At 64.8% G+C, this 20,545-nt stretch carries 19 protein-coding genes; 3 read left to right on the top strand and 16 right to left on the bottom strand.

All coding sequences use genetic code 11. From position 1 onward, the window contains the following. Nucleotides 1-15 precede the first annotated feature (15 nt). The 9 genes from dnaB to Q8Q80_RS00055 form a co-directional block, all read right to left on the bottom strand. Nucleotides 16-1,407 carry a replicative DNA helicase gene (gene dnaB, locus Q8Q80_RS00095; RefSeq protein ID WP_305630981.1) on the bottom strand — a complete coding sequence of 464 codons (1,392 nt, stop codon included), beginning with the start codon at nucleotides 1,405-1,407 and terminating at the stop codon, nucleotides 16-18. Beyond that, a complete protein-coding gene (locus Q8Q80_RS00090) occupies nucleotides 1,404-2,222 on the bottom strand; it encodes a helix-turn-helix domain-containing protein (RefSeq protein ID WP_305630980.1) in 819 nt (272 codons plus the stop codon). Before Q8Q80_RS00090 ends, dnaB begins: the two co-directional genes overlap by 4 nt. Nucleotides 2,223-2,977: 755 nt before the next feature. Further along, nucleotides 2,978-4,249, bottom strand: coding sequence for a site-specific integrase (locus Q8Q80_RS00085; RefSeq protein WP_305630979.1), 1,272 nt, complete (start codon nucleotides 4,247-4,249; stop codon nucleotides 2,978-2,980). 490 nt (nucleotides 4,250-4,739) lie between these two features. Continuing rightward, the gene (locus Q8Q80_RS00080) at nucleotides 4,740-5,186 is read right to left on the bottom strand and encodes a hypothetical protein (protein ID WP_305630978.1); all 447 of its coding nucleotides are present in this window, start codon (nucleotides 5,184-5,186) and stop codon (nucleotides 4,740-4,742) included. Nucleotides 5,187-5,189: 3 nt separating this feature from the next. After that, the gene (locus tag Q8Q80_RS00075) at nucleotides 5,190-5,945 is read right to left on the bottom strand and encodes a UDP-2,3-diacylglucosamine diphosphatase (protein WP_305630977.1); all 756 of its coding nucleotides are present in this window, start codon (nucleotides 5,943-5,945) and stop codon (nucleotides 5,190-5,192) included. Between the two features lie 20 nt (nucleotides 5,946-5,965). Further along, nucleotides 5,966-6,454 carry a peptidylprolyl isomerase gene (locus Q8Q80_RS00070; protein WP_305630976.1) on the bottom strand — a complete coding sequence of 163 codons (489 nt, stop codon included), beginning with the start codon at nucleotides 6,452-6,454 and terminating at the stop codon, nucleotides 5,966-5,968. Nucleotides 6,455-6,536: 82 nt separating this feature from the next. Continuing rightward, entirely contained in the window at nucleotides 6,537-7,112 is a 576-nt protein-coding gene (locus Q8Q80_RS00065) for a peptidylprolyl isomerase (RefSeq protein ID WP_305630975.1), read from the bottom strand. An 89-nt stretch (nucleotides 7,113-7,201) separates the two neighbouring features. Next, a complete protein-coding gene (locus Q8Q80_RS00060) occupies nucleotides 7,202-8,422 on the bottom strand; it encodes a murein L,D-transpeptidase family protein (protein ID WP_305630974.1) in 1,221 nt (406 codons plus the stop codon). 5 nt (nucleotides 8,423-8,427) lie between these two features. Beyond that, on the bottom strand, nucleotides 8,428-9,519 hold the full coding sequence (locus tag Q8Q80_RS00055) for a tetratricopeptide repeat protein (protein WP_305630973.1): 1,092 nt from the start codon (nucleotides 9,517-9,519) through the stop codon (nucleotides 8,428-8,430). 151 nt (nucleotides 9,520-9,670) lie between these two features. Between Q8Q80_RS00055 and cysS the strand changes: the two genes are divergently transcribed. The 3 genes from cysS (at nucleotide 9,671) to Q8Q80_RS00040 (ending at nucleotide 13,924) form a co-directional block, all read left to right on the top strand. Then, nucleotides 9,671-11,050 carry a cysteine--tRNA ligase gene (cysS, locus tag Q8Q80_RS00050; RefSeq protein WP_305630972.1) on the top strand — a complete coding sequence of 460 codons (1,380 nt, stop codon included), beginning with the start codon at nucleotides 9,671-9,673 and terminating at the stop codon, nucleotides 11,048-11,050. 21 nt (nucleotides 11,051-11,071) lie between these two features. After that, complete coding sequence (locus Q8Q80_RS00045; protein ID WP_305630971.1) at nucleotides 11,072-11,800, top strand: Crp/Fnr family transcriptional regulator; 729 nt, start codon at nucleotides 11,072-11,074, stop codon at nucleotides 11,798-11,800. 258 nt (nucleotides 11,801-12,058) lie between these two features. After that, nucleotides 12,059-13,924 carry a phosphoenolpyruvate carboxykinase (GTP) gene (locus tag Q8Q80_RS00040; RefSeq protein ID WP_305630970.1) on the top strand — a complete coding sequence of 622 codons (1,866 nt, stop codon included), beginning with the start codon at nucleotides 12,059-12,061 and terminating at the stop codon, nucleotides 13,922-13,924. A 67-nt stretch (nucleotides 13,925-13,991) separates the two neighbouring features. On the opposite strand, the gene Q8Q80_RS00035 is transcribed toward Q8Q80_RS00040, so the two are convergent. The 7 genes from Q8Q80_RS00035 to Q8Q80_RS00005 all read right to left on the bottom strand — a co-directional run bounded on the left by Q8Q80_RS00035 (nucleotide 13,992) and on the right by Q8Q80_RS00005 (nucleotide 19,776). Further along, a complete protein-coding gene (locus Q8Q80_RS00035; protein ID WP_305630969.1) occupies nucleotides 13,992-14,231 on the bottom strand; it encodes a cytochrome C oxidase subunit IV family protein in 240 nt (79 codons plus the stop codon). Continuing rightward, nucleotides 14,228-14,605, bottom strand: coding sequence for a cytochrome c oxidase subunit 3 (locus Q8Q80_RS00030; protein ID WP_305631059.1), 378 nt, complete (start codon nucleotides 14,603-14,605; stop codon nucleotides 14,228-14,230). Before Q8Q80_RS00030 ends, Q8Q80_RS00035 begins: the two co-directional genes overlap by 4 nt. A gap of 143 nt (nucleotides 14,606-14,748) precedes the next feature. After that, the gene (locus tag Q8Q80_RS00025) at nucleotides 14,749-15,078 is read right to left on the bottom strand and encodes a hypothetical protein (protein WP_305630968.1); all 330 of its coding nucleotides are present in this window, start codon (nucleotides 15,076-15,078) and stop codon (nucleotides 14,749-14,751) included. Next, on the bottom strand, nucleotides 15,075-16,913 hold the full coding sequence (locus Q8Q80_RS00020; protein ID WP_305630967.1) for a nitric oxide reductase activation protein NorD: 1,839 nt from the start codon (nucleotides 16,911-16,913) through the stop codon (nucleotides 15,075-15,077). Before Q8Q80_RS00020 ends, Q8Q80_RS00025 begins: the two co-directional genes overlap by 4 nt. Nucleotides 16,914-16,985: 72 nt before the next feature. Beyond that, nucleotides 16,986-18,389 carry a cbb3-type cytochrome c oxidase subunit I gene (locus Q8Q80_RS00015; RefSeq protein ID WP_305630966.1) on the bottom strand — a complete coding sequence of 468 codons (1,404 nt, stop codon included), beginning with the start codon at nucleotides 18,387-18,389 and terminating at the stop codon, nucleotides 16,986-16,988. Between the two features lie 32 nt (nucleotides 18,390-18,421). After that, nucleotides 18,422-18,868 carry a cytochrome c gene (locus Q8Q80_RS00010; protein ID WP_305630965.1) on the bottom strand — a complete coding sequence of 149 codons (447 nt, stop codon included), beginning with the start codon at nucleotides 18,866-18,868 and terminating at the stop codon, nucleotides 18,422-18,424. 26 nt (nucleotides 18,869-18,894) lie between these two features. Then, nucleotides 18,895-19,776, bottom strand: coding sequence for a CbbQ/NirQ/NorQ/GpvN family protein (locus Q8Q80_RS00005; protein WP_305630964.1), 882 nt, complete (start codon nucleotides 19,774-19,776; stop codon nucleotides 18,895-18,897). Between the last annotated feature and the right edge of the window lie 769 nt (nucleotides 19,777-20,545).

Raw genomic sequence — 20,545 nt, 5'->3', positions numbered from 1 at the left:
ACGGGTGGGGTGGCTTCAGTCGTTCATCGGGTATGTGAACCCGCGCGATCGAGCTTGCATCTGCCCGCTGCCGAGCTGTGAAGCACGCGGGTCCGGTCCGGTGTAGTCACTGAATCGTGTCTTTTCCCCTTCGTAGCGCAGGCGAATCTCACCGGTCGGGCCGTTGCGGTTTTTGCGCACGAACACTTCAGCCAGTCCGCGCCACTCCGGCGCATTGTTCGTCGTTTCCTCGCGATGGAGCATCAGCACGATGTCCGCGTCCTGCTCGATTTCCCCGCTGTCTCGTAGGTCGTGAAGCTGGGGCCGGCGATCGGTTCGAGCCTCGGTTCCCCGGTTCAGTTGAGCGCACGCGATGATGGGCGCCCCCAGTTCCTTGGCGAGCGCCTTTAGCCCGCGAGAGATAGCGCCAAGCTCCTGCGTGCGGTTCTGACCTTCCCCCCGCATCAGGCCGATGTAGTCGATAACGATGAGTCCGAGTCCGTGCATTCGCTGGATCCGTTTCGCCCGGGCACGGACGTAGGCCAGCCCGACGGCGTGCTTGTCATCAATGAACAGCCTTTGCGTCTGCGCGTGCGAGAGCTCGCGGGCGAAAACAGACCGATAGTCTTCGACGCGCGTGCCGGTGCGCATGGCCTGAATACTGACTCCTGTACGCTGAGCCATTAGGCGCATCGCCAGCTCGCGCTTGGGCATTTCGAGCGAGAACATCAGAACAGTCTGTTCAGCCAAAGCGGCGGCGTCCGCCATTCCCAATGCCAACGCCGTTTTTCCAACGGATGGACGGGCCGCGAGAATCACTAGCTGCCCAGGTTCGAACCCACCGGTCACCTTGTCGACGTCGCGTAGCCCGCTGCTCAGGCCAGCAAGTTGGCCGCGCTGTTCGGCCCTGCGCTCAATGTAATCGACCGCCAGTTGCATCGACGTGGCCAGCGGGGCGGGTTCGTCGCGTTCCGTGTCGATAGCTCGCGCCGCGATCTGTTCTAGACCAGCAGCAAAGTCCTCGTGTGAAAGCCCGCCGGCCGCGTAGGAGACCGCCAGCGCCTCTATTTCGCCTTGACCCCTGCGTCGGTACGCCCGATCCCGGATCGTGGCCGCATAGGCTCGGATATTCGCTGCGGAGGGTGTGTTGTTGGCGATGTCCCCTAGGTACGCCAGCCCGCCCATCCGTTCTGCTTCTCCTGCAGCATCGATAGAGCCAAAGACTGTAACCACATCCGCAGGCTTCCCCGACATCAAAAGGGCCGAAATGTGACGAAAAATTCGGCGGTGGTCGTCGCGGTAGAAGTCCCCGTCGCTCACGATCTCCGCGATCCGATCGAAGCTCTTGTTGTCGATCAGCAGGCCGCCGATCAGGGATTGTTCAGCCTCGATGCTGTGAGGCGGAAGGACGATGGTCTGATGGCTCATGCTTCGCGCCCTCCGTGCTGTGCCCGTGCGGCCTGCTCGCCGGCGGTTGTTAGCCGATACTCGCCGGTCTGCTTGTCCACGTACCAGAGCTTCAGCCAGTTCTTGCGGATGGCGTTTCGGAAGTGCGCCCGCCAGTCAGTCTGTTGCGACTGGCGTTCGATGTGGTCGCGGCAGAACTCGCTCCATGCGAGCCCAAGGAACTCGTCCGAAAGGCCAATTTTCTCGGCATATCTGAAAACGGGGTCGCTGTCAGGGAGTTGCGGAACGCCTTCGGCCGTGCATCGCCTTAGGTAATCGTTGAGCGTTAATGCCGCAGCTTTCGTCCGGGTTCGCTTTGGCTTCAGTTGCGGAACGTCCGCCTTACGCTGACCGATTCCGTCGTCAGATTGCTCTGCATGGTTCACTGTTTGTTCATTGTTTGTTTGGGTCGCAGTGGTGATACCCGTCTCGCTGCACTGGTGATACCCGTCGCGCTCAAGAGTGCGACCCGTCGCATTAGTGATACCCGTTGCACTGGTGCTACCCGTCTTAATCCCCTTCCCATCGCCTTTCGGGAAAATTCGATAACGACGCGTGCTACCTGGCGCGCCGCCATGCGCGTTGTCGATCACCACAAGGAAGCCGTGTCCGATCAGATCGTGAAGGATCCTCTGTGCCGTAGCCCGCGAGCGACTGATGCGCCTTGCGACTGTCGCAACGGACGGCCAGCAGATCGCGGAGTCGTCTGCAAAATCCGCAAGCACCGTCATAACGGCATGGTGGGACCCGCCGCCCCGGAAGTTCTCCATGACCTCGCGCATGACCTTGTACGACATTACGCCCGCCCACGATTCGTCTTCATCGCAGCCCGGCGTTCTTCGCGTTGTAGCGAGCGGTGAATGTGCCGGCGGCACGTCATGCACTCGCCGCGGCTGCGGCATGTGCAGGCGGCCGACGAGCTGATATCGGGTCGCTGATCGTTGCTTCCGGCGCTTTCGAAGGTAAGCTCAGGGGGCTTTTGAATGTGGTCATCGCCCTGAGCCGGGGTCCAGCCGGCCGGGGCGGTCTTGTTGGCGGCCATGGTTACGCGGCCTCCTGACCCGGGGTTGCTTCTGGCTCAAGGCTCGCTAAGTGCTTTTCGATGTCACTACGTCGCCAGCCCATGGCGCGCACTCCGATACGGATAGGGGCGGGGATGCGGCCGGCTCGCCAGTCGCGGCGCAGGCTCGGCAGACTGCGACGAAAGATCGCGCAGACCTCGGGGGCTTTCAGGATTGAGTCGCCGTCGTGGGCTGCACCAGCAGGCGAAGTTGCGGCGTCAGAGGGCCGTGCTGAGGTAACGGGTGAGTTCGATTTGGTTCGCATATCAGGCTCCAACAAGAAATGAGCGGTACCGCGGTGCGCGGTGGCTTTTTCTCGCTTGGTGATTGCGAACCCCTCAAGGGTCGTCGGCCTGTCCCCGACTGCCAGCCTCATTTTTCATGGAGGCGCTACCTGTACTCCGGTTGCCAAGCCCGGTACGTCTTCACTTTCTGCTGGGCTGACGACTTCCCAACGGCGATCAGAGAGTATCAGGACGAACTTTAAAGTTTCAAGCGAAGTTGGACCGAATCGCCGTGATCTTTACACCGTCGGCGGTCTGTTCGACTTTCAGGCCTTCAAGGCGGCTTGACCACACTTCAAGCGCTGCCCGCCGCTCTGGCAGGTAGTCGTGAAGGTCGTAGTGCTGGCGTGTCACGCCCTGGGGGGTGTGATTCAACAGCATCGGCACGATCGGGCCGTGCCCAAGCCTTGCCAGGTGTGTTGCCCCTGTTCGCCGGAGGTCGTGCGGCGTGAAAGGCTCGATATCCGCTGCGCGCAGCGTCGATTTCTCCAGCTTGAAATCCCGTGTAATCGCCCGGCCAACAGACTGTTCAGACACCGGTCGCCCGCGCAGCTTTCCGGGGAACAAGAACGGCGACGGTTCCTCGCCTCGCTGTGCCGCAAGCGTATCGGCCGCGGCTTCTGCTCGTTCGATAACCTGCGCGACCGAGTGGGTTATCGGGACGATGTGCGCAACGCCGTTTTTTGATCGGGCCGCTGGAATCGTCCAGATCCCGCGTACCTTGTCGAATTCGCCGCGCATGGCTTCGCGCGCCTCACTCGGTCGGCACAAGGTGTGGATTTGAAGCAGCAAGGCCAAGTGCATCTGTTCGGCCGGCATCACTGCTGGAAGGACTCGGAGCAGGGCGGATAGCTCCAGTTCGGACAGCACCCGATCTTTCGGGGTGAACGTCTCGATGGTCCGGACGACGGCTGCCGGGTTGGCCTCGATCACTCCCTTCTCTACCGCCAGCGCCAGCAAGCGGCGCACAAGCTTCAAGCATTGCCACGCCGCGTTGAAGCTGCCGCGTCGCTCGATCCGCTCGACCACGCTCGCAACATGCTTGCGATCGATGTCGCGCACTCGCAGGCTACCGAGAAAGGGGAGAACGTCACGGCTGAGGATCCTTTGATCTTCGAGCCATGAACGCTTTTTGCGCTCCGCCCATGGCAGATAGACATCCTCCGCGAAGGCGGCCAAGGTGGTGGCCTGCTTGCGCTCCTTGCGTGCGCTAGCGGGGTCTGGGCCATCACCTGCGCGCGCCTTTGCCACCTCCGCGCGATGTGCTGCGTTCGCCGTGCGCGCTTCCGCCAAGGAGAGTTCGGCCGGGTACTCCCCCAAACGGTACATCCGCACCTTCTTTGCAAGCATTGAGCGAGCGTAGAAAACCTTTCGGCCTGTCGGCTCGACCCGAAGGTACAGGCCGTCACCGTCAGCCAGGTCTCGCCGGATTTCTCCCGCCTTGGCGGATCGGATTGCCGCATCGTTCAGCTTGCCCATCGTCACACCTCCACCCATCAGGTTGAATTTCAGGTTACAACCAAATGATGTTGTTTGTAACCTTGTGATGTGATTTGAACCCTTATTTACTTATTAAAGTATTGAATAAAAGGTAAATATTGTATCAATAGAGGTCAGGTTTGGTCGTGTAAAACCGCCTTGTAAGCGGTAGGTCGTCAGTTCGATTCCGACAAGCGGCACCATGAATGCAGTCGTCAAAGCCAACTCCCGCGAGTTGGCTTTTTCTTTCCGGAGCGTTGTCCAGCGGCTGGGGACGTTGCTTGAACGCCCGGGCCCGCGCAAGGGATGGGCAAAAAAAAGCCCGCACACGGCGGGCTTGCGGAAGGAGAGGGCCTGACTGCCCGGGGGCAATCGCGACGACTGAACACTAGACGATGCACGGCCGCGCGGCTGTTGCCAGTTGCAAGCAGGTGTTGCAGCGGCGCCTGTGGCCCGTCAGCCCGCCTTCCGTCCGGGAGATCGGAGCCGCTCAGCGCGGCTGTTCCGGTCCGCGGGCGATCAGCATGTCGGCGACGGTCCGGACCGACGGCCAGTCCTTCATCGCATCGATGGCCTGGCCGAAACCGGCGGCGGCGGATTGCTGCAGGGACTTTTCGGCCATTTCGAGCAGGCTGGTGGAGTATTCCTTCATCGCCCGGTTCTGCAGCGTGACGAAGTTGTCGTACAGCGCAGCCGGTCCGTCGACGACGGGGCCGGCCGCGGCGTTCGCCGCCGGGGCCATGCCCTGCAGCAGCGAAAACACGAAACGGCCGAGCGCGCGCTGGGCGTCGGCAGACTCCGGTTGGCCGAAGAATGCAGGGTCGAAACTGATGGTGGGCGCTGCCTCGTCGGTGCCACGGCGGCATTCGATGTGGCCGTCGGCACCGAGGCGCAGCGTCAGTTCATCCGGAAAGTCGGGCAGGCGCATGGCGGTCATCCTTCAGGCGTAGCGCGCGTCGCGCACGATATGGTCATCGTCGGCCGTCGTGAAAGCGTGCAGGTCGTGGTCGTCGGCTTCGAGCCAGCATGCGCGGTCGCGCCAGTCGGCGATCACCCAGCGGTCGCAGGCGATGGCATCGACGTCGAGCGTGTGATGAGCCGGCCGGTGCGTGTGACCATGAATCAGCAACGTGCATTGATGGTGGCGCAGCACGGCGGCGATGGCTTCGCCGTTGGCATCCATCAATTCTTCGCTCTTGCCGGCGACGGCCTGCTGGCTGCGCTGGCGCAGGTCGGCAGCGATCGCGTGGCGCTCGGCGAGCGGGCGCGCGACAAAGGCGGCTTGCCAGTCGGCGCTGCGTACCATGCGGCGGAATTGCTGATAAGGCAGGTCGTCGGTGCACAAGGTGTCGCCGTGCATCAGCAAGGCCTCGCGTCCGGCGATGTCGCACAGCAGCCAGTCGCCATGCAGCGTGGCGCCGGTGGCGGCGGTGAATCCGGCGCCGAGCAGGAAGTCGCGATTGCCGGGCAGTACATGGATGTCGGTGCCGGCGTCGCTCAGCGCGCGCAAAGCGGCGATGATCGGGCGGTGTTCGGGCAGATCGGCGTCTTCGTCGCCAACCCACACCTCGAAAATGTCGCCCAGCAGGAACAGCCGCCGGGCGTCGCGCGCGCGGCCTTCGAGCAGATGCAGGAAGGCCGCGTTGAGGTCTGGCGTGGCGGACGACAGGTGGAGATCGGAAGCAAACAGGTCCATGCGTCGTCGCGCCTCAGCGCTCAGGCCACTTCGGCGCGTTCGATCAGCACATCCTCGACCGGCACGTCCTGGTGGAAGCCCGAACGACCGGTACGCACGGCCTTGATCTTTTCGACCACGTCCATGCCTTCGCTGACCCGGCCGAACACACAGTAGCCCCAGCCGTCCTGTGCCTGGTCCTTGTCGAGGAAGAGGTTGTTGCCGACATTGATGAAGAACTGGGCGCTGGCCGAATGCGGATCCGACGTGCGTGCCATGGCGACGGTGCCGACCGTGTTCGAAAGACCGTTGGCCGACTCGTTCTTGATCGGCGCCTGGGTGTCCTTCTGCTTCATGCCGGGTTCGAAACCGCCGCCCTGGATCATGAAGTTGCCGATCACGCGGTGGAAAACGGTGTTGTTGTAATGACCGGCCTCGACATAGGCGAGGAAATTGGCGACCGTCTGCGGCGCCTTTTCTGCGTCGAGTTCGAGCGTGATGACGCCGTGGTTGGTGTGCAGCTTGACCATGTGAATCTCCGTAAGCGGGGCCGCGCGGGGCGACCGTGGGTGGGGCGGGTGGGAGCGAGTCGTGGCAACTACGCGCCCGGGTTCAGGGCTGCGCTTCGACGACGCGGACGGACTGGATGACCACCGGCGTCAGCGGGACGTTCTGGTGCGGGCCATTGTCGCCGGTGCGGACGTTCGCGATGCCGTTGACCACTTCCATGCCCTTGATCACCTTGGCGAAGGCGGCGTAGCCGAAGCCGTCGCGCGACGGGTAGTCGAGTGTGCGGTTGTCGACCAGATTGATGAAGAACTGGGCGCTGGCCGAATGCGGATCGTTGGTGCGCGCCATCGACAGATAGCCCGGTGCGTTGCGCACACCCTTGCTCATGGCCTTTTCGGCTTCGTTGCGGATCGGTGCGCCGGTTGCCTTCTGATTCATCTGGGCGTCAAAACCGCCACCCTGGATCATGAAACCGTTGATCACGCGGTGAAAGATCAGGCCATCGTAGAAGCCGGATTTTGCGTACTGCAGGAAGTTGGCAACGGTGGCCGGCGCGGCCTCCGGGAAAAGCTCGATCAGTATCGGACCCTGACTGGTCTTGAGTTCGACCTGCGGGTTGGCCGCGGTTGCGGCCAGCGGAACAAGGCTGGCGAGCAGCGCGAGCAGAAACTTCTTCATGAGGATGACTCCGGGTTGGGTGATCGGGGGTTCATGCGGGCATGCAAACGGACAGGTCAGCCGGACAGACCGATGAAGGGCGGCCGGGTTCAGCCTTCGCCTTCGAACACGATGCGCCAGCGGCCGTCTTCGCGCTGCCAGTACTGCTGCTTGAGCATGCGGTTCGACAGATTGTCACTGCGGTAGTCCTGTTCGAAAGTGACGACGACCAGGTCTTCGCGGCCGGGATTACGGAAGGTGCTCAACTTGTCCACACCGACCTTGATCCATTTCTTGCCCGCGTTCACCGCGCGCTTCTGTGCGGCAAACGCCGCCAGATCCTTCTTGCCGGCGCTGAACCGCGCAGAATAATGCGACAGGAAGCGCTCGACGTCACGACTTTCCCAGTCACTGCGCCACTGTTCGTGCGCCCGGTTGAACTCGCTGCGCTCGGACTGCCAGTCGTCCAGCGTCAGCCATTCCACCGAGTCGCTGATGATGACCGGCACCGACGCGCCCTGCAGGTGGTTGTTCAGCGCGAGGAAATCGGAATTGGCCAGCACGACGCAGCCGTCCGACGCGCGCGGCGGGCGCGAGAAGGTGTCGGAAGGCGTGCCATGGAGCCAGATGCCGTGACCCTTGCGGCCCTGCTTGCGGTCCCACGCGTTCGGGTAATTGATCGGCAGCGCGCCCGCTCCATAGAAATCGGTCAGTCGTTCCGGCGGCAGGAAGCCGGTGACCTGATAGACACCCAGCGGCGTCTTCTTGTCGCCTTCGCGCATCTTTTCGATGCCCAGCCGGCCATGCGATACGTAATAGTCAGCAACGAAGCGCGGCTGACCGGCTACGTTCTCGTATAGATAGAGCCGCGAGCGGCGCGTGTCGACCACCACCGCGTGACGTTGCGACGCCTGCAACTGCAGCAGGTAGCGCGGCACGCGATCGGCCGGTGGCTTGTCGCGGTAGGCACGGATGCGCGCCACGGCTTCATCGCGCAGGTCGGCCAGCCGTTCTTCCGGCGCGTTCGGCGCATTGCCTATCGTGGTCAGCGCACTCGACCGGGCCATCAGCAGGTCGCCGCGAATCAGGTGGCCGAGCCGGAAGTTGGGCCAGATATGCAGCAGGGCATCGACCTGTTCGAGCGCAAGTCCCAGTTTGTTGCGCTCGATCTGGCGGAACACCTGTTCGAGCATGGGCTCCGGACCGCTGTCGGAATAGCGCACGGCGTCGCCTGACTGACCCGAGCCGATCGCAAGCGGGACGAGCAGCGACGACAGGCACAGCGCGTTGCGCAGGACACGCGCGACCGCGCGTCCGGAAAAGTACCGCATCGCCGTCATCCGCCGACGCGCTCCCGCTGGATCAGCCAGCGACCGTCGCGGCTGACCAGCACGAGCGTCTTGGTGGTGGAGCTTTTCAGGCCCACGGCCTTGTAGTGCTGGCGGAAAGTTGCCTTGACGCGATCGGCGCCGTCACGGGTGACCTGCACGTTTTCGACCCGTACCTCGATGGCGCCCGGTTTGTCGATGCGTGCCCGGCGTTCTGCCTCCCACGCCTTGCGGGATTTCTTGCCGGGTACTTCGAAACTGCTGTCGTAATGCGCGAGATAGGCGGTCACATCCTTGCGCGCCCAGGCGGCCGCCCAGTTCTCGACCGTGCGCGTGATGTCGGCCACCGGCAGGCCGGTGGCGTCGGCGGCCGGCGCGACCGCAGCCGCAGACGCAGCGGGCGGCGTGACTGCCGGTGCGGGCGTTGCAGTCGCTACGGGTGGTGCAGCCTTGGCGGGCTCCGGCGGCTTGGGCGGGGCAACGACCGGCGGCGTGACTGCTGCGACAGTGGTCGCCGCCGGCGTTGACGCCAGCGTGCCGGCTGACGTCGGTTTGCTGCCACTGCGCGGGGTATTGCCGACCATTTCGCGGATCATGTTCAGCTTGCTCTGCGCACCGATGTTCGAAGAATCGAGCTGCAGTGCCCGGTCGTAGGCCTGGGTCGCCATGCGGGCGTAGATGTCGCCCAGATTTTCGTGCGCCACCGCGTAGCTCGGGTGGGTACGGATGGCCATTTCGAGTGCTGTCTTGGCCTTGTCGAACTGCTTCTGCTGGGCGTAGAGAACGGCCAGGTTGTTGTAGGGCTCCGGCAGTTCAGGGTAGTCCTCGGTCAGCTTCTGGAATACCGAAGTCGCTTCCGGCACGCGACCCAGTTCGGTCAGGATCAGTCCCTTGAAAAAACGGCCCTGCGGATCGCGCGGCACTTTTGCAAGAAACAGGTCGATCTGTTCCAGTGCCTGCTGCGGCTGCTTTTGTCGCAGCAGCTTTTCGGCTTCCTGCACACTGTTGGCGAAGGCCGGCTGGAGCGATACGCCGAGCATCATCAGGGCGGCTGCGAGGCGCGATACGAGCGGCAGCCGAAAACGTGTCGAAGAGGCCATGTGTTAGACTTTTTGGCGTGAAACCGTCGTTTGACAGACCCGAATCTTATCAAGAAGGCGTGCCGACGTCCTGTTGTTGCGCCTGAATTCCGAACCGACCTGCCTGCCGGGTCGGCGCATACCCCAAGCACCCTCCGTCTGGCCCACACCAATGCTCAAGATCCATAACACCATAGGCCGCGAAAAACAGGCATTCCTTCCGATCGAGCCGGGTCGCGTGCGCATGTACGTGTGCGGCATGACCGTTTATGACTTCTGCCATCTGGGTCATGCCCGGGTGATGGTGGTGTTCGACATGGTGGCGCGCTGGCTGCGCGCGTCGGACTATGCGGTGACCTATGTCCGCAACATCACCGACATCGACGACAAGATCATCAAGCGCGCGGCCGAAAACGGCGAATCGATGCGCGCGCTGACCGACCGCTTCATTGCGGCGATGCACGAGGACGCCGATGCGCTCGGCGTGCTGCGCCCCGATCACGAGCCGCGTGCGACCGAATTCGTGCCGCAGATGCAGTCGCTGATCGAGCGGCTGCAGGAAAAGGGGCTGGCGTATCGCGCGGCGAGCGGCGACGTGAATTACAGCGTGCGCAAGTTCGATGGCTACGGAAAGCTGTCCGGCAAGTCGCTCGATGAACTGCGCGCCGGCGAGCGCGTGGACGTGATCGACGGCAAACAGGACCCGCTCGACTTCGTGCTCTGGAAGCACGCCAAGCCGGCGGAACCCGCCGACGCGAAATGGGCGTCGCCGTGGGGCGATGGCCGACCGGGCTGGCATATCGAGTGCTCCGCCATGAGTTCGCAGCTGCTGGGCGATCATTTCGACATCCACGGTGGCGGCGCCGACCTGCAGTTTCCGCACCACGAGAACGAAATTGCCCAGAGCGAGGGCGCACACGGCCATACCTTCGTCAATTACTGGATGCACAACGGTTTCGTGCGCGTCGACGACGAAAAGATGTCGAAGTCGCTGGGCAATTTCTTCACCATCCGCGAAGTGCTGAAGCAGTACGACCCGGAAGTGGTGCGCTTCTTCATCCTGCGCGCGCATTACCGCAGCCCGCTCAATTACTCCGACGCCCATCTCGACGATGCCCGCGGCGCACTGAACCGCCTGTATACAACGCTGAAGAACGTGCCGCCGGCCGATGTCCGTCCGGACTGGACCACACCGGCCGGTCAGCGACTGCGCAATGCGATGGACGACGATTTCAATACGCCGGAAGCGATGGCGGTGCTGTTCGAACTGTCGAACGACGCCAACCGCAGTGGCGATCCGGCCGTTTCGGGCGAACTGCGTGCGCTGGCCGGCGTGCTCGGCCTGCTGGAACGATCTGCGGAAGAATTCCTCCAAGGACGTGCGCAGGCAGGCGGACTGGACGATGCGCAGATTGATGCACTCATCGAACAGCGCATTGCTGCCAAGAAGGCACGCGATTTCGCGACCGCCGACCGCGTACGGGACGAATTGAAGCAACAAGGCGTCATACTGGAAGACTCTGCCGCCGGCACCACCTGGCGGCGGGCTTAGCGGACTTTCACCGGGGGCAGGGTGCGCGCGATCACGATCAAGTCGGCCTGGCACGGCCACAGCGACTGCCAGAAATGCGGCGTGCGCCGCAGCGCACTGTTTGCCGAGCTGGTCGAGTCCGACTTCGCGCTTCTGCACGACCAGATCGACGACTTCGATTATCCGTCCGGCGCAGTCATCTATCACGCCGGTGCGCACGGGGAATGGCTGTTTACGGTGCGCAGCGGTGCCGTCAAGCTGGTGCGCTACGGGGCGGACGGCACCCAGCGCATTCTGCGCATTCTGGGTCGCGGTGACGTATTCGGTCTCGAAGCACTGGTCAGTCCGGCCTATGACCACACCTCGCTTTCACTGTCACCGGTCTCGCTTTGCCGCATTCCCCGTGTGCTGGTCGAGCGGCTGAACCGCGATACGCCGCGCCTGCAGAAACCCCTGTTCGAACACTGGCATGCCGCACTGGCTGAAGCCGATGCCTGGCTGGCCGAATTGACGGCAGGCCACGCCGATGTAAAAACCCGTGTCGCGCGCCTGCTGCTCCGGCTTGTCGATGACGCCGAACCCGGTCGGGCGATCCGTCTGAGCCTGGAAGACATCGGCGCCATTCTGGGCGCGGCGCCGGAATCAGCCAGCCGCGCGCTCGGCATCCTGCGCCGCAGCAACCTGCTGTCCGATGCGCCTGACAGCCGCTACCACTGGCTGATCGATCGGGCGGGACTGAAAGCGCTCGTCGCGCCGCCCGCAGAGTACTGATCCGCGCCGCGGCGCTCGCTGCCACGCGCCTGCCGGCGCACGAAGAATCGCGCCATTCGTGATTCTTATAGCAGACATAAGAAGCCGTTATCTATAAAGTGCGACCTCCGAAAGGAAGGCACAGGCCACCCCGCCTGTGTCAGTACCTGTCCGATGCATGGGCCCACCCGGCCTGATGCGGGTTTCGTTCAAACGGTTGAACCGGACGGCACGTGGCAGCTGCCGCGTCCCGCCCAGTGTGGTTATGGAGAGCGTCGCATGAAAGTCGTCTTGTCGCCCGAGCAGATCCGCTCCGGCGAAATACCCGTTCCGGCATGGGTCAAGAGCCGCAAGCTGGTCGCATGGGTCGCCGAAGTGGCGGCGCTCACCCAACCCGACGCCATCTACTGGTGCGACGGTTCAGAAGAGGAATACGACCGTCTGTGTGCCGACATGGTCGCATCGGGCACGATGAAGCGCCTCGATCCGGTCAAGCGCCCGAATTCCTATCTTGCGCTGTCCGACCCGTCTGACGTCGCGCGCGTCGAAGACCGCACCTACATCTGCTCGGCACGCGAGGAAGACGCCGGCCCGACCAACAACTGGATGGCGCCCGCGCAGATGCGCGAAACGCTGACCGGCCTGTTCCGCGGCTGCATGCGCGGGCGCACGATGTACGTGGTGCCGTTCTCGATGGGCCCGCTCGGTTCGCACATTTCGCAGATCGGCATCGAACTGTCCGATTCGCCGTATGTGGCGGTCAACATGCGCATCATGACGCGCATGGGCCGCGCGGTGTACGACGTGCTGGGCAGCGACGGCGACTTCGTGCCCTGCGTGCACACGGTCGGCAAGCCGCTGGCGGCGGGTGAGAAGGATGTGCCGTGGCCGTGCAACGCCACCAAATACATCGTTCATTACCCGGAAACGCGTGAAATCTGGAGTTTCGGCTCGGGTTACGGCGGCAACGCTCTGCTCGGCAAGAAGTGCTTTGCACTGCGCATCGCATCGACCATGGGCCGCGACGAGGGCTGGCTGGCCGAACACATGCTCATCCTCGGCGTGGAAAACCCGCAGGGTGACAAGCACTATGTCGCGGCGGCATTTCCGTCCGCCTGCGGCAAGACCAATTTCGCGATGCTGATTCCGCCGAAGGGCTTCGAGGGCTGGAAGGTCACCACCATCGGCGACGACATTGCCTGGATCAAGCCGGGCAAGGACGGCCGTCTGTACGCGATCAACCCGGAAGCCGGCTATTTCGGCGTGGCGCCGGGCACCAACCAGAATACCAACGCCAACTGCATGGCGTCGCTGGCGTCCGACACCATCTTCACCAACGTCGCGCTGACCGATGACGGCGACGTGTGGTGGGAAGGCATGACCAAGCAGCCGCCGGCCCACCTGATCGACTGGCAGGGGCGCGACTGGACGCCGGAAATCGCGAAGGAGACCGGCGCCAAGGCGGCCCATCCGAACGCGCGCTTCACCGTCGCGGCAACGCAGAACCCGGTGATCGATCCGAACTGGGACGACCCGGCCGGCGTGCCGATCTCGGCCTTCATCTTCGGCGGCCGTCGCTCGACCACGGTGCCGCTGGTGACCGAGGCGCGCAACTGGATCGAAGGCGTCTACATGGCGGCGACCATGGGCTCGGAAACCACCGCGGCGGCGGCCGGCCAGCAGGGCGTGGTGCGCCGCGACCCGTTCGCCATGCTGCCCTTCTGCGGCTACAACATGAGCGACTACTTCAGCCACTGGCTCACGCTCGGCCAGAACCTGTCGGCGCAGGGCCAGGCCCTGCCGCGCATCTTCTGCGTGAACTGGTTTCGTACCGACGACAACGGCAAGTTCGTGTGGCCGGGTTTCGGCGAGAACATGCGCGTGCTCAAGTGGATGCTGGATCGCGTGGCGGGCAAGGCCGAAGGCGTCGAACACCTGTTCGGCACCACGCCCCGCTATGACGACCTGAGCTGGGCGGGCGTGGAGTTCAGCCGCGAACTGTTCGACCGCATCACGTCGATCGATACGGTGGCATGGCAGCAGGAACTTGCGCTGCACGAAGAGCTGTTCGACCGGCTGCAGTACCGCTTGCCGGAAGCGCTGTCGGCGGTGAAGGCGCAGATCGCGCGGCAACTGTCGGTCTGAGCAACAAGGCCCGGACTCCGCAACGGAGACCCGGGTCCTGTCGCGCCGCGGCGTGCGCGGCGACGGTTCATGACAGCATGATCGCAATGAACGCGAGCATGCCGAACAGCCAGCCCAGCACCGGCAGGCGTAGCCATGCCGGCGCGTTGCCCAGTTCCATGAAGTGACGGATGAGCAGGTTGAAGGCGGTCAGCGACAGCAGGCCCCAGTTCGCCCAGCGACCGGATGCGTAAGGGCCGAGCCACCAGCCGGCGAGCGTCAGCGCCGACAGGGCGAGCCAGGCCAGGGTTTGCGCGCGGCTGTTCATCGCAGCACGTAGAGCAGCGGAAACAGCACCAGCCAGACCAGATCCACCCTATGCCAGTAGCCGGCGACCGCTTCGGCCAGCCGGCGGCCGGCTTCGTCCGTGCCCAGCCTGCCGCGCTGCGCCCGCCGGGCGACCACGGCCAGCATCACCATGCCGAGCAGCACGTGCATCAGGTGGAAGACGGTGGTGAAAAAGTAGAAGAAGTAGAAGGTGTCGGTACGCAGCGTGCAGCCGGCGCCGAACAGCTGCGCATACTCGACCGCCTTGACGACGACATAGAGCGCGCCGCAGCCCAGCGCAGCGGCGAACCACGCGGCCAGCCGGCCGCTGGCGAGCGCGCCGACGCCGCGGGCGACCGCGTAGCTGCCGGCCAGCAGGGCCAGCGTGTTGCAAGGGTCTGTTGACGTTCAATCGCTGACCGCGCGTGAGTCCCGATGCGCTCAGATCAAGGCGGGCCGACGCAGGCTGACTGGCCGTCAGGTCAGGAGGTCCAACGCGGAGCTGGGCGCATCGGGACTCACGCCCTTCGGGTTTGCAGCGTGTACGCCACGGACCGCGTTGCACGCCTCGTCCAGACGGCCAGTCTCGACTTCGTCGCGCGCCTTGCCCGTGGCGTGCGCGCTGCAAACGCGGTCTGCGATTGAACGTCAACAGACCCTGGGCCGCCGAGCGGATGCACGGTTGCCATGCCGGCGCTGAACAGTTCGGACCAGCGGCCGCGCGCGTGGGCGAGTGCGCCGAGCAGCAGCGCGAACACCGTCTGTTCGGCGAGGATGAAGCACCACATCGCCAGGTCGCCCGGGACGGTGCGCGGCCGGGTGTCGGCCGATGCGCACGCGGTGTTCACGGCGAGCGCCCGGTCAGCAGCAGGTAGAGCTGCGGCAGCACGCGGGGCAGGTCCTGCGCCCGGCGCAACAGGTGGAAGCGCTGCGCGCCGAACAGGTGCGGCAGATAGTCGGCCGCCTCCTGGTCTATCGTCACGCAGAAGGGCTGCAGCCCGGCGCGCCGCGCTTCCATCAGCGCGTGGCGCGTGTCTTCCATGCCGTAGCGGCCCTCGTAGAGGTCGAGGTCGTTCGGCTTGCCGTCGGTGAGCAGCAGCAGCAGCCGCTGTTCCGCTGCTTGCCCGCCGAGGATTTCGGTGGCCTGGCGGATGGCCGCACCCATGCGCGTGTAATAGCCGGGGCGCAGCGACTGCACGCGCCCGCGCACCTCGTCGCCCCAGGCGTCGGCGAAGTTCTTGATCAGCGACAGCCGCACGTGGTCGCGCCGGCGCGATGAAAATCCGTACATCGAGAAGGCGTCGCCACCGGCGTCGAGCGCCTCGCCGAGCAGGTGCAAGCTGTCGCGGATGACGTCGATGACCTGGTGCTCGTCGTCGATCGCCGCTTCGGTCGACAGCGACAGGTCGGCCAGCACCAGGCAGGCGAGGTCGCGCTGCTGCGCGCTCTGCCGGCGCCACAGCAGGGGCTGGCCGGGGGCGCTGCCGAGCTGGCGCTGCACGCTGAAATCGACGCAGGCCGACAGGTCGAGCACGTCGCCGTCCGCCTGGCGGCGCAACCAGCTTTTCTGCGGCCGCAGCGATTCGAAGCGCTGGCGCAACCGGGTGGCGGCCGGCTGCAGCCGGGCGGGCAGCGGCAGCGGCGTGGCGCCGCGCGGCAGCATCGGCACGACGCGGCAGTGGTCCGGCAGCAGCGCGGCCTTGCGCCAGTCCCATTCCGGCAGCAAGCGGCCTTCGCCGAGCGGAATGTCGTCTTCGGTCGCCGATGGCAGGTCGAGGTCGACGCGCAGCCGAGACGAGCTGGCGCTGCGCTTGCGCGACAGGCTCAGATGGTCGAGATCTTCGGCGACGCGCGCCGCGTCGGTGTCGTCGTCATCGGCGGTGCGGTCGAGCGGGATGAATTCCGACCACGAGAACAGGCTTTCCAGCCGGAACACCAGAAGGCCGCTGCGGCCGTCGATGTCGTCGACGTAGCTGGCGCGCTTGCGCTGGCGCAACTGCTGGCCGGCGCCTGCGGCGGCCGGCCTCTCTTCGGCCGCGTCGTCGGACGGCGGACGAGCGTTGTCGGCCGCTTCGACCGGATAGAGCCACAGCGGCACCGGCAGCGGATCGCCGGCGGCCGGCGGTACGGCCGGAGCGTCGCGCGGTTCGAGCAGCGCCGCCTGCAGCGCCGCTTCGCGCCGGCTGCCGTCGCTTTCCTGCAGCGCCGGGCGCGGCCTTTGCGCGACGTGCGTGCGCGCCAGCCGGCCGTAAAGTTCGGCCAGCCCCGGGTAGTCGTCCAGCGTTTGCGCGACGAGCCGGCGGTTCCAGCCGGCCCAGTCGTCTGCCGGACCTGGTGCCGGTGCACGGCTGGCCAGCGCGACCAACCACAGGCCGAGCCCTTCGTTGAGTGCGATCTGGTCGAAGGTGTCGAGCACCGGCGGCAGCCGCAGTCCGTCGTCGTCGCGCCAGGCCACCGCGTGGCGCCGGCCGGTGCCGGCCAGCTTCTGCAGCCAGCGGCGCGGCGTGGCGAGGCGGCGTTCGGGCGAGGCGCGCACGCCCAGTCCGGGGTCGGCGCCCAGCGCGCGCAGCACGGTCGCCAGTCGCGGCGCAATGCGCTCGAGCATGACCGCCGCCTGCGGATGGCGCGTATCGGCGAGTCGGGTGACCAGATGATGCCAGCGTATGCCGACCTGTTCTTCCATGATTTTTGGGTGGCGGGGGAGGGGAGCGGGAGGGGCGGGGCCGGCGGCAGGCTGCGCCGCCGGTCCCGCGTTTCAGATCGCCACGGTCAGTTGCGGCGCCTGGCGGTGCGTCAGGCTGGCAACCACGAAACTTGCCAGATACATCATCACGCCGACGCCGAAGGCTGCGCCGGCGACGAGCCGTGCCCAATACACCATGGCGATCTTGTCCTGCGTCGCCATGAAGGACAGCGCGTCACCGCTTTCCGGCAGGCGCTGCAGCGACACCTGCATGGCGCCGGCAACGGTCAGCAGCACGGTGATCGTCAGCATGGCGATGCACATCACCCAGCACGAACCGATTTCCAGCTTCTGCGCCGCCGTGCTGTTGGCCTGCCGCCCGGCGAGGATGGGCATGGAGTAGGAAATGATGGACAACACGATCATCACGTAGGCGCCGAAGAAGGCGAGGTGGCCGTGCGCCGCGGTGAGTTGCGTGCCGTGCGTGTAGTAGTTCACCGGCGCCAGCGTGTGCAGGAAGCCCCATACGCCGGCACCGAGGAAGGCCATGATCGTCGTGCCGACGGCCCAGGTCATCGCGGCCTTGTTCGGATGTTCGCGGCGGCGGCGCTTCAGCATGCTGAAGGCGAACACCATCATCATGAAGAAGGGCAGCGGTTCGACGGCGGAGAAGATCGAGCCGATCCACAGCCAGTACTCGGGGGCGCCGATGAAGAAGAAATGGTGGCCGGTGCCGAGGATGCCGCTGATCAGCGCCATGGCGATGATGAGGTAGAGCCACTTCTCGACCACTTCGCGGTCGACGCCGGTGGTGCGGATCATGATGAAGGCAAGGATGGCGCCGAGGATCAGTTCCCACACGCCTTCGACCCAGAGGTGCACGACCCACCACCAGAAGTACTTGTCGAGCGTCAGCGACGACGGGTTGTAGAAGGCGAACAGGAAGAACACGGCGAGCCCGACCAGGCCGGTCAGCAGCACCATGTTGACCACGGTCTTGCGACCGCGCAGCACGGTCATGCCGACGTTGAAGATGAAGCCGAGCACGACGACGACGATGCCCAGCTTGGTGATCGTCGGTTGTTCGAGGAACTCGCGCCCCATGGTCGGCAGCAGTTCGTTGCCGGTCAGGTCGGCCAGCCGCGCGTAGGGTACCGCCAGGTAGCCGATGATGGTCAGCGTGCCGGCGGCGGCGAACAGCCAGAACAGGATGCGCGCGAGTCGCGGGCTGTACAGCTCGCACTGGCACTCCTCTGGAATGAGGTAGTAGGTGGCGCCCATGAAGCCGAACAGCAGCCAGACGATGAGCAGGTTGGTATGCACCATGCGTGCGACATTGAACGGGATTTCGGGGAACAGGAAGTCGCCGACCACGTACTGGGTACCCAGCACGAGTCCGAACACGATCTGTCCGACGAACAGCAGCAAGGCGAAGACGAAGTAGGGCTTCGCGATATTTTGAGAGGCGTATTTCATGATGGGTCCCTGGATTGGATGCGTGTCCTGGATCAGCCTTCGACGTTGGGCGGCCAGTTGTTGGTATTGATGCGCGATGTCCAGATCAGGAAGTCGGCGAGGTGGTCCAGTTCCTGTTCGCTGAGATTGAACTGGGGCATTTGCCGGCGGCCTTCGGCGCCGCTGGGCATGGCCTTCATCCAGGCATTGAAGAAAGCCTTGAAGGCCTGTTCGTCGCCCATGCCGCGGCGGGTATAAACGTTGCCCAGTTCGGGCGCGAAGTAGGCGCCCTCGCCGAGCAGCGTGTGGCAGCCGATGCAGTTGTTCTTCTCCCACAGCGCCTTGCCCTGGGCGACTTCGGCGGTCAGCTTGTCGCGGTTTTCGCGCTTGGGCAGCGCGGTGACCGTGTCGACGGTCAGGCCGATGAACAGCAGCATGAAGAATGCCCCGCCGCCGTAGTAAATGTTGCGGGCCATGCCCTTGGTGAATCGTTCCGACATCGTGTCCTCCCGTTGATGAATGAAATTCAGATGGCCCGAATTGGCGTCCGTATCGACGTTCGTATCGACGTCCGCATTGGTGCCCGCGCCGGCGCCACGGCGAAGTGCGCCCGCACCACGTCGAGAATCGCCGCGCGCGTGGTGAGGTCGTCGGTCAGCGGTTCGGCCAGGCAGGCGGTGCAGGCCGTCAGGGTGTCGACGCCGGCGCGGATCAGTCGGGCGGCGTGGATGAGCAGGCGGGTCGACGGCGATTCGTCGAGGTCGTGGCCGCCCAGGTGGCGCAGCGCGCCGGCCAGCTTGACCAGCGTGTGCGCGGTGTCGGCATCGACGCCGCCTTCGTGCGCCACGATCTGCTGTTCGACCGCGGGCGCCGGGTAGTCGAAGGACAGCGCGACGAAGCGCTGCCGGGTGCTGGGTTTCAGGCCCTTGAGAAGATTGCGGTAGCCGGGGTTGTAGGACACCACCAGCATGAAGCCGGGCGCGGCATGCAGGCACTCGCCCGTGGCGTCGAGCGGCAGCATGCGGCGGTCATCGGTGAGCGGGTGCAGGATGACCGTCGTGTCCTTGCGCGCCTCGATGATTTCGTCGAGATAACAGATGGCGCCTTCGCGCACGGCCCGGGTCAGCGGCCCGTCCTGCCAGAAGGTGCCGGCGGGCCCGATCAGGTGGCGGCCGACGAGATCCGCCGCCGTCAGGTCGTCGTGACAGGCCACCGTATAGAGCGCGCGTCCGAGACGGTCGGCCATGTACTGCACGAAGCGCGTCTTGCCGCAGCCGGTCGGCCCCTTGATCAGTACCGGCAGGTCGTGCTTTGCCGCCTGTTCGAACAATCCGGCTTCGTCGCCGGCTGGCGCGTAGTAGGGCGCGCTGCGCGGCGGTTCGCCGGTGACGTCCTGTTCTGTGTCCATGCATTCACTCCTGTTTTGGCGGCACCGTGCGGCGAGCGCTTGTCGATCGAAGGCGCGCGGTGCTCAAACAGGATTTAGCAGGAAGCGGGCCACTCTCAATACATTGATATTCAAATCAATTGTTTGATTAAGGTTTAAAATACCCTCCATGAAAAAGGGTTGTTTTGACTATTTATGGTAAAAAAAACCTTTTCCCGTTCGCCGCGGCGAAGCGATCCGTGCGGGCGTGGAGAGGAATGGACGCAAGGGCGGGTCAAAGCCTTCGGCTCCGGTTCCGCAGAAGTACCGCGTGACGGCGGCACTCCACGGGGCGGGGCGGAAGACGATTGCGATGCGCGGCCCAGCCTGCGACCGTACGGATTCACCCGACCGTGCAATCGCCACGGACACCCGTAGGTTGGGGTGAGCCAACGGCGATGCCCAACAAGCACCCCGACGACCCGCCCCACCTCCGGCTGAAGGACGGCGTTGGGCATCGCCTGCGGCTCACCCCGACCTACGGCTGTACGGATACACCCGACCGCGCATCCGCCGCGGACACCCGTAGGTTGGGGTGAGCCAACGGCGATGCCCAACAAGCACCCGTCGATCACGCCCCACCTCCGGCTGAAGGACGACGTTGGGCATCGCCTGCGGCTCACCCCAACCTACGGCTGTACGGATTCACCCGACCGCGCATCCGCCGCGGACACCCGTAGGTTGGGGTGAGCCAACGGCGATGCCCAACAAGCACCCGTCGATCACGCCCCACCTCCGGTTGAAGGACGGC

The organism is Methyloversatilis sp. (assembly GCF_030698125.1).
GTDB lineage: Bacteria > Pseudomonadota > Gammaproteobacteria > Burkholderiales > Rhodocyclaceae > Methyloversatilis.
The sequence above is the reverse complement of the archived record's forward strand: the minus strand, read 5'-3'. Positions and strand labels throughout refer to the sequence as shown.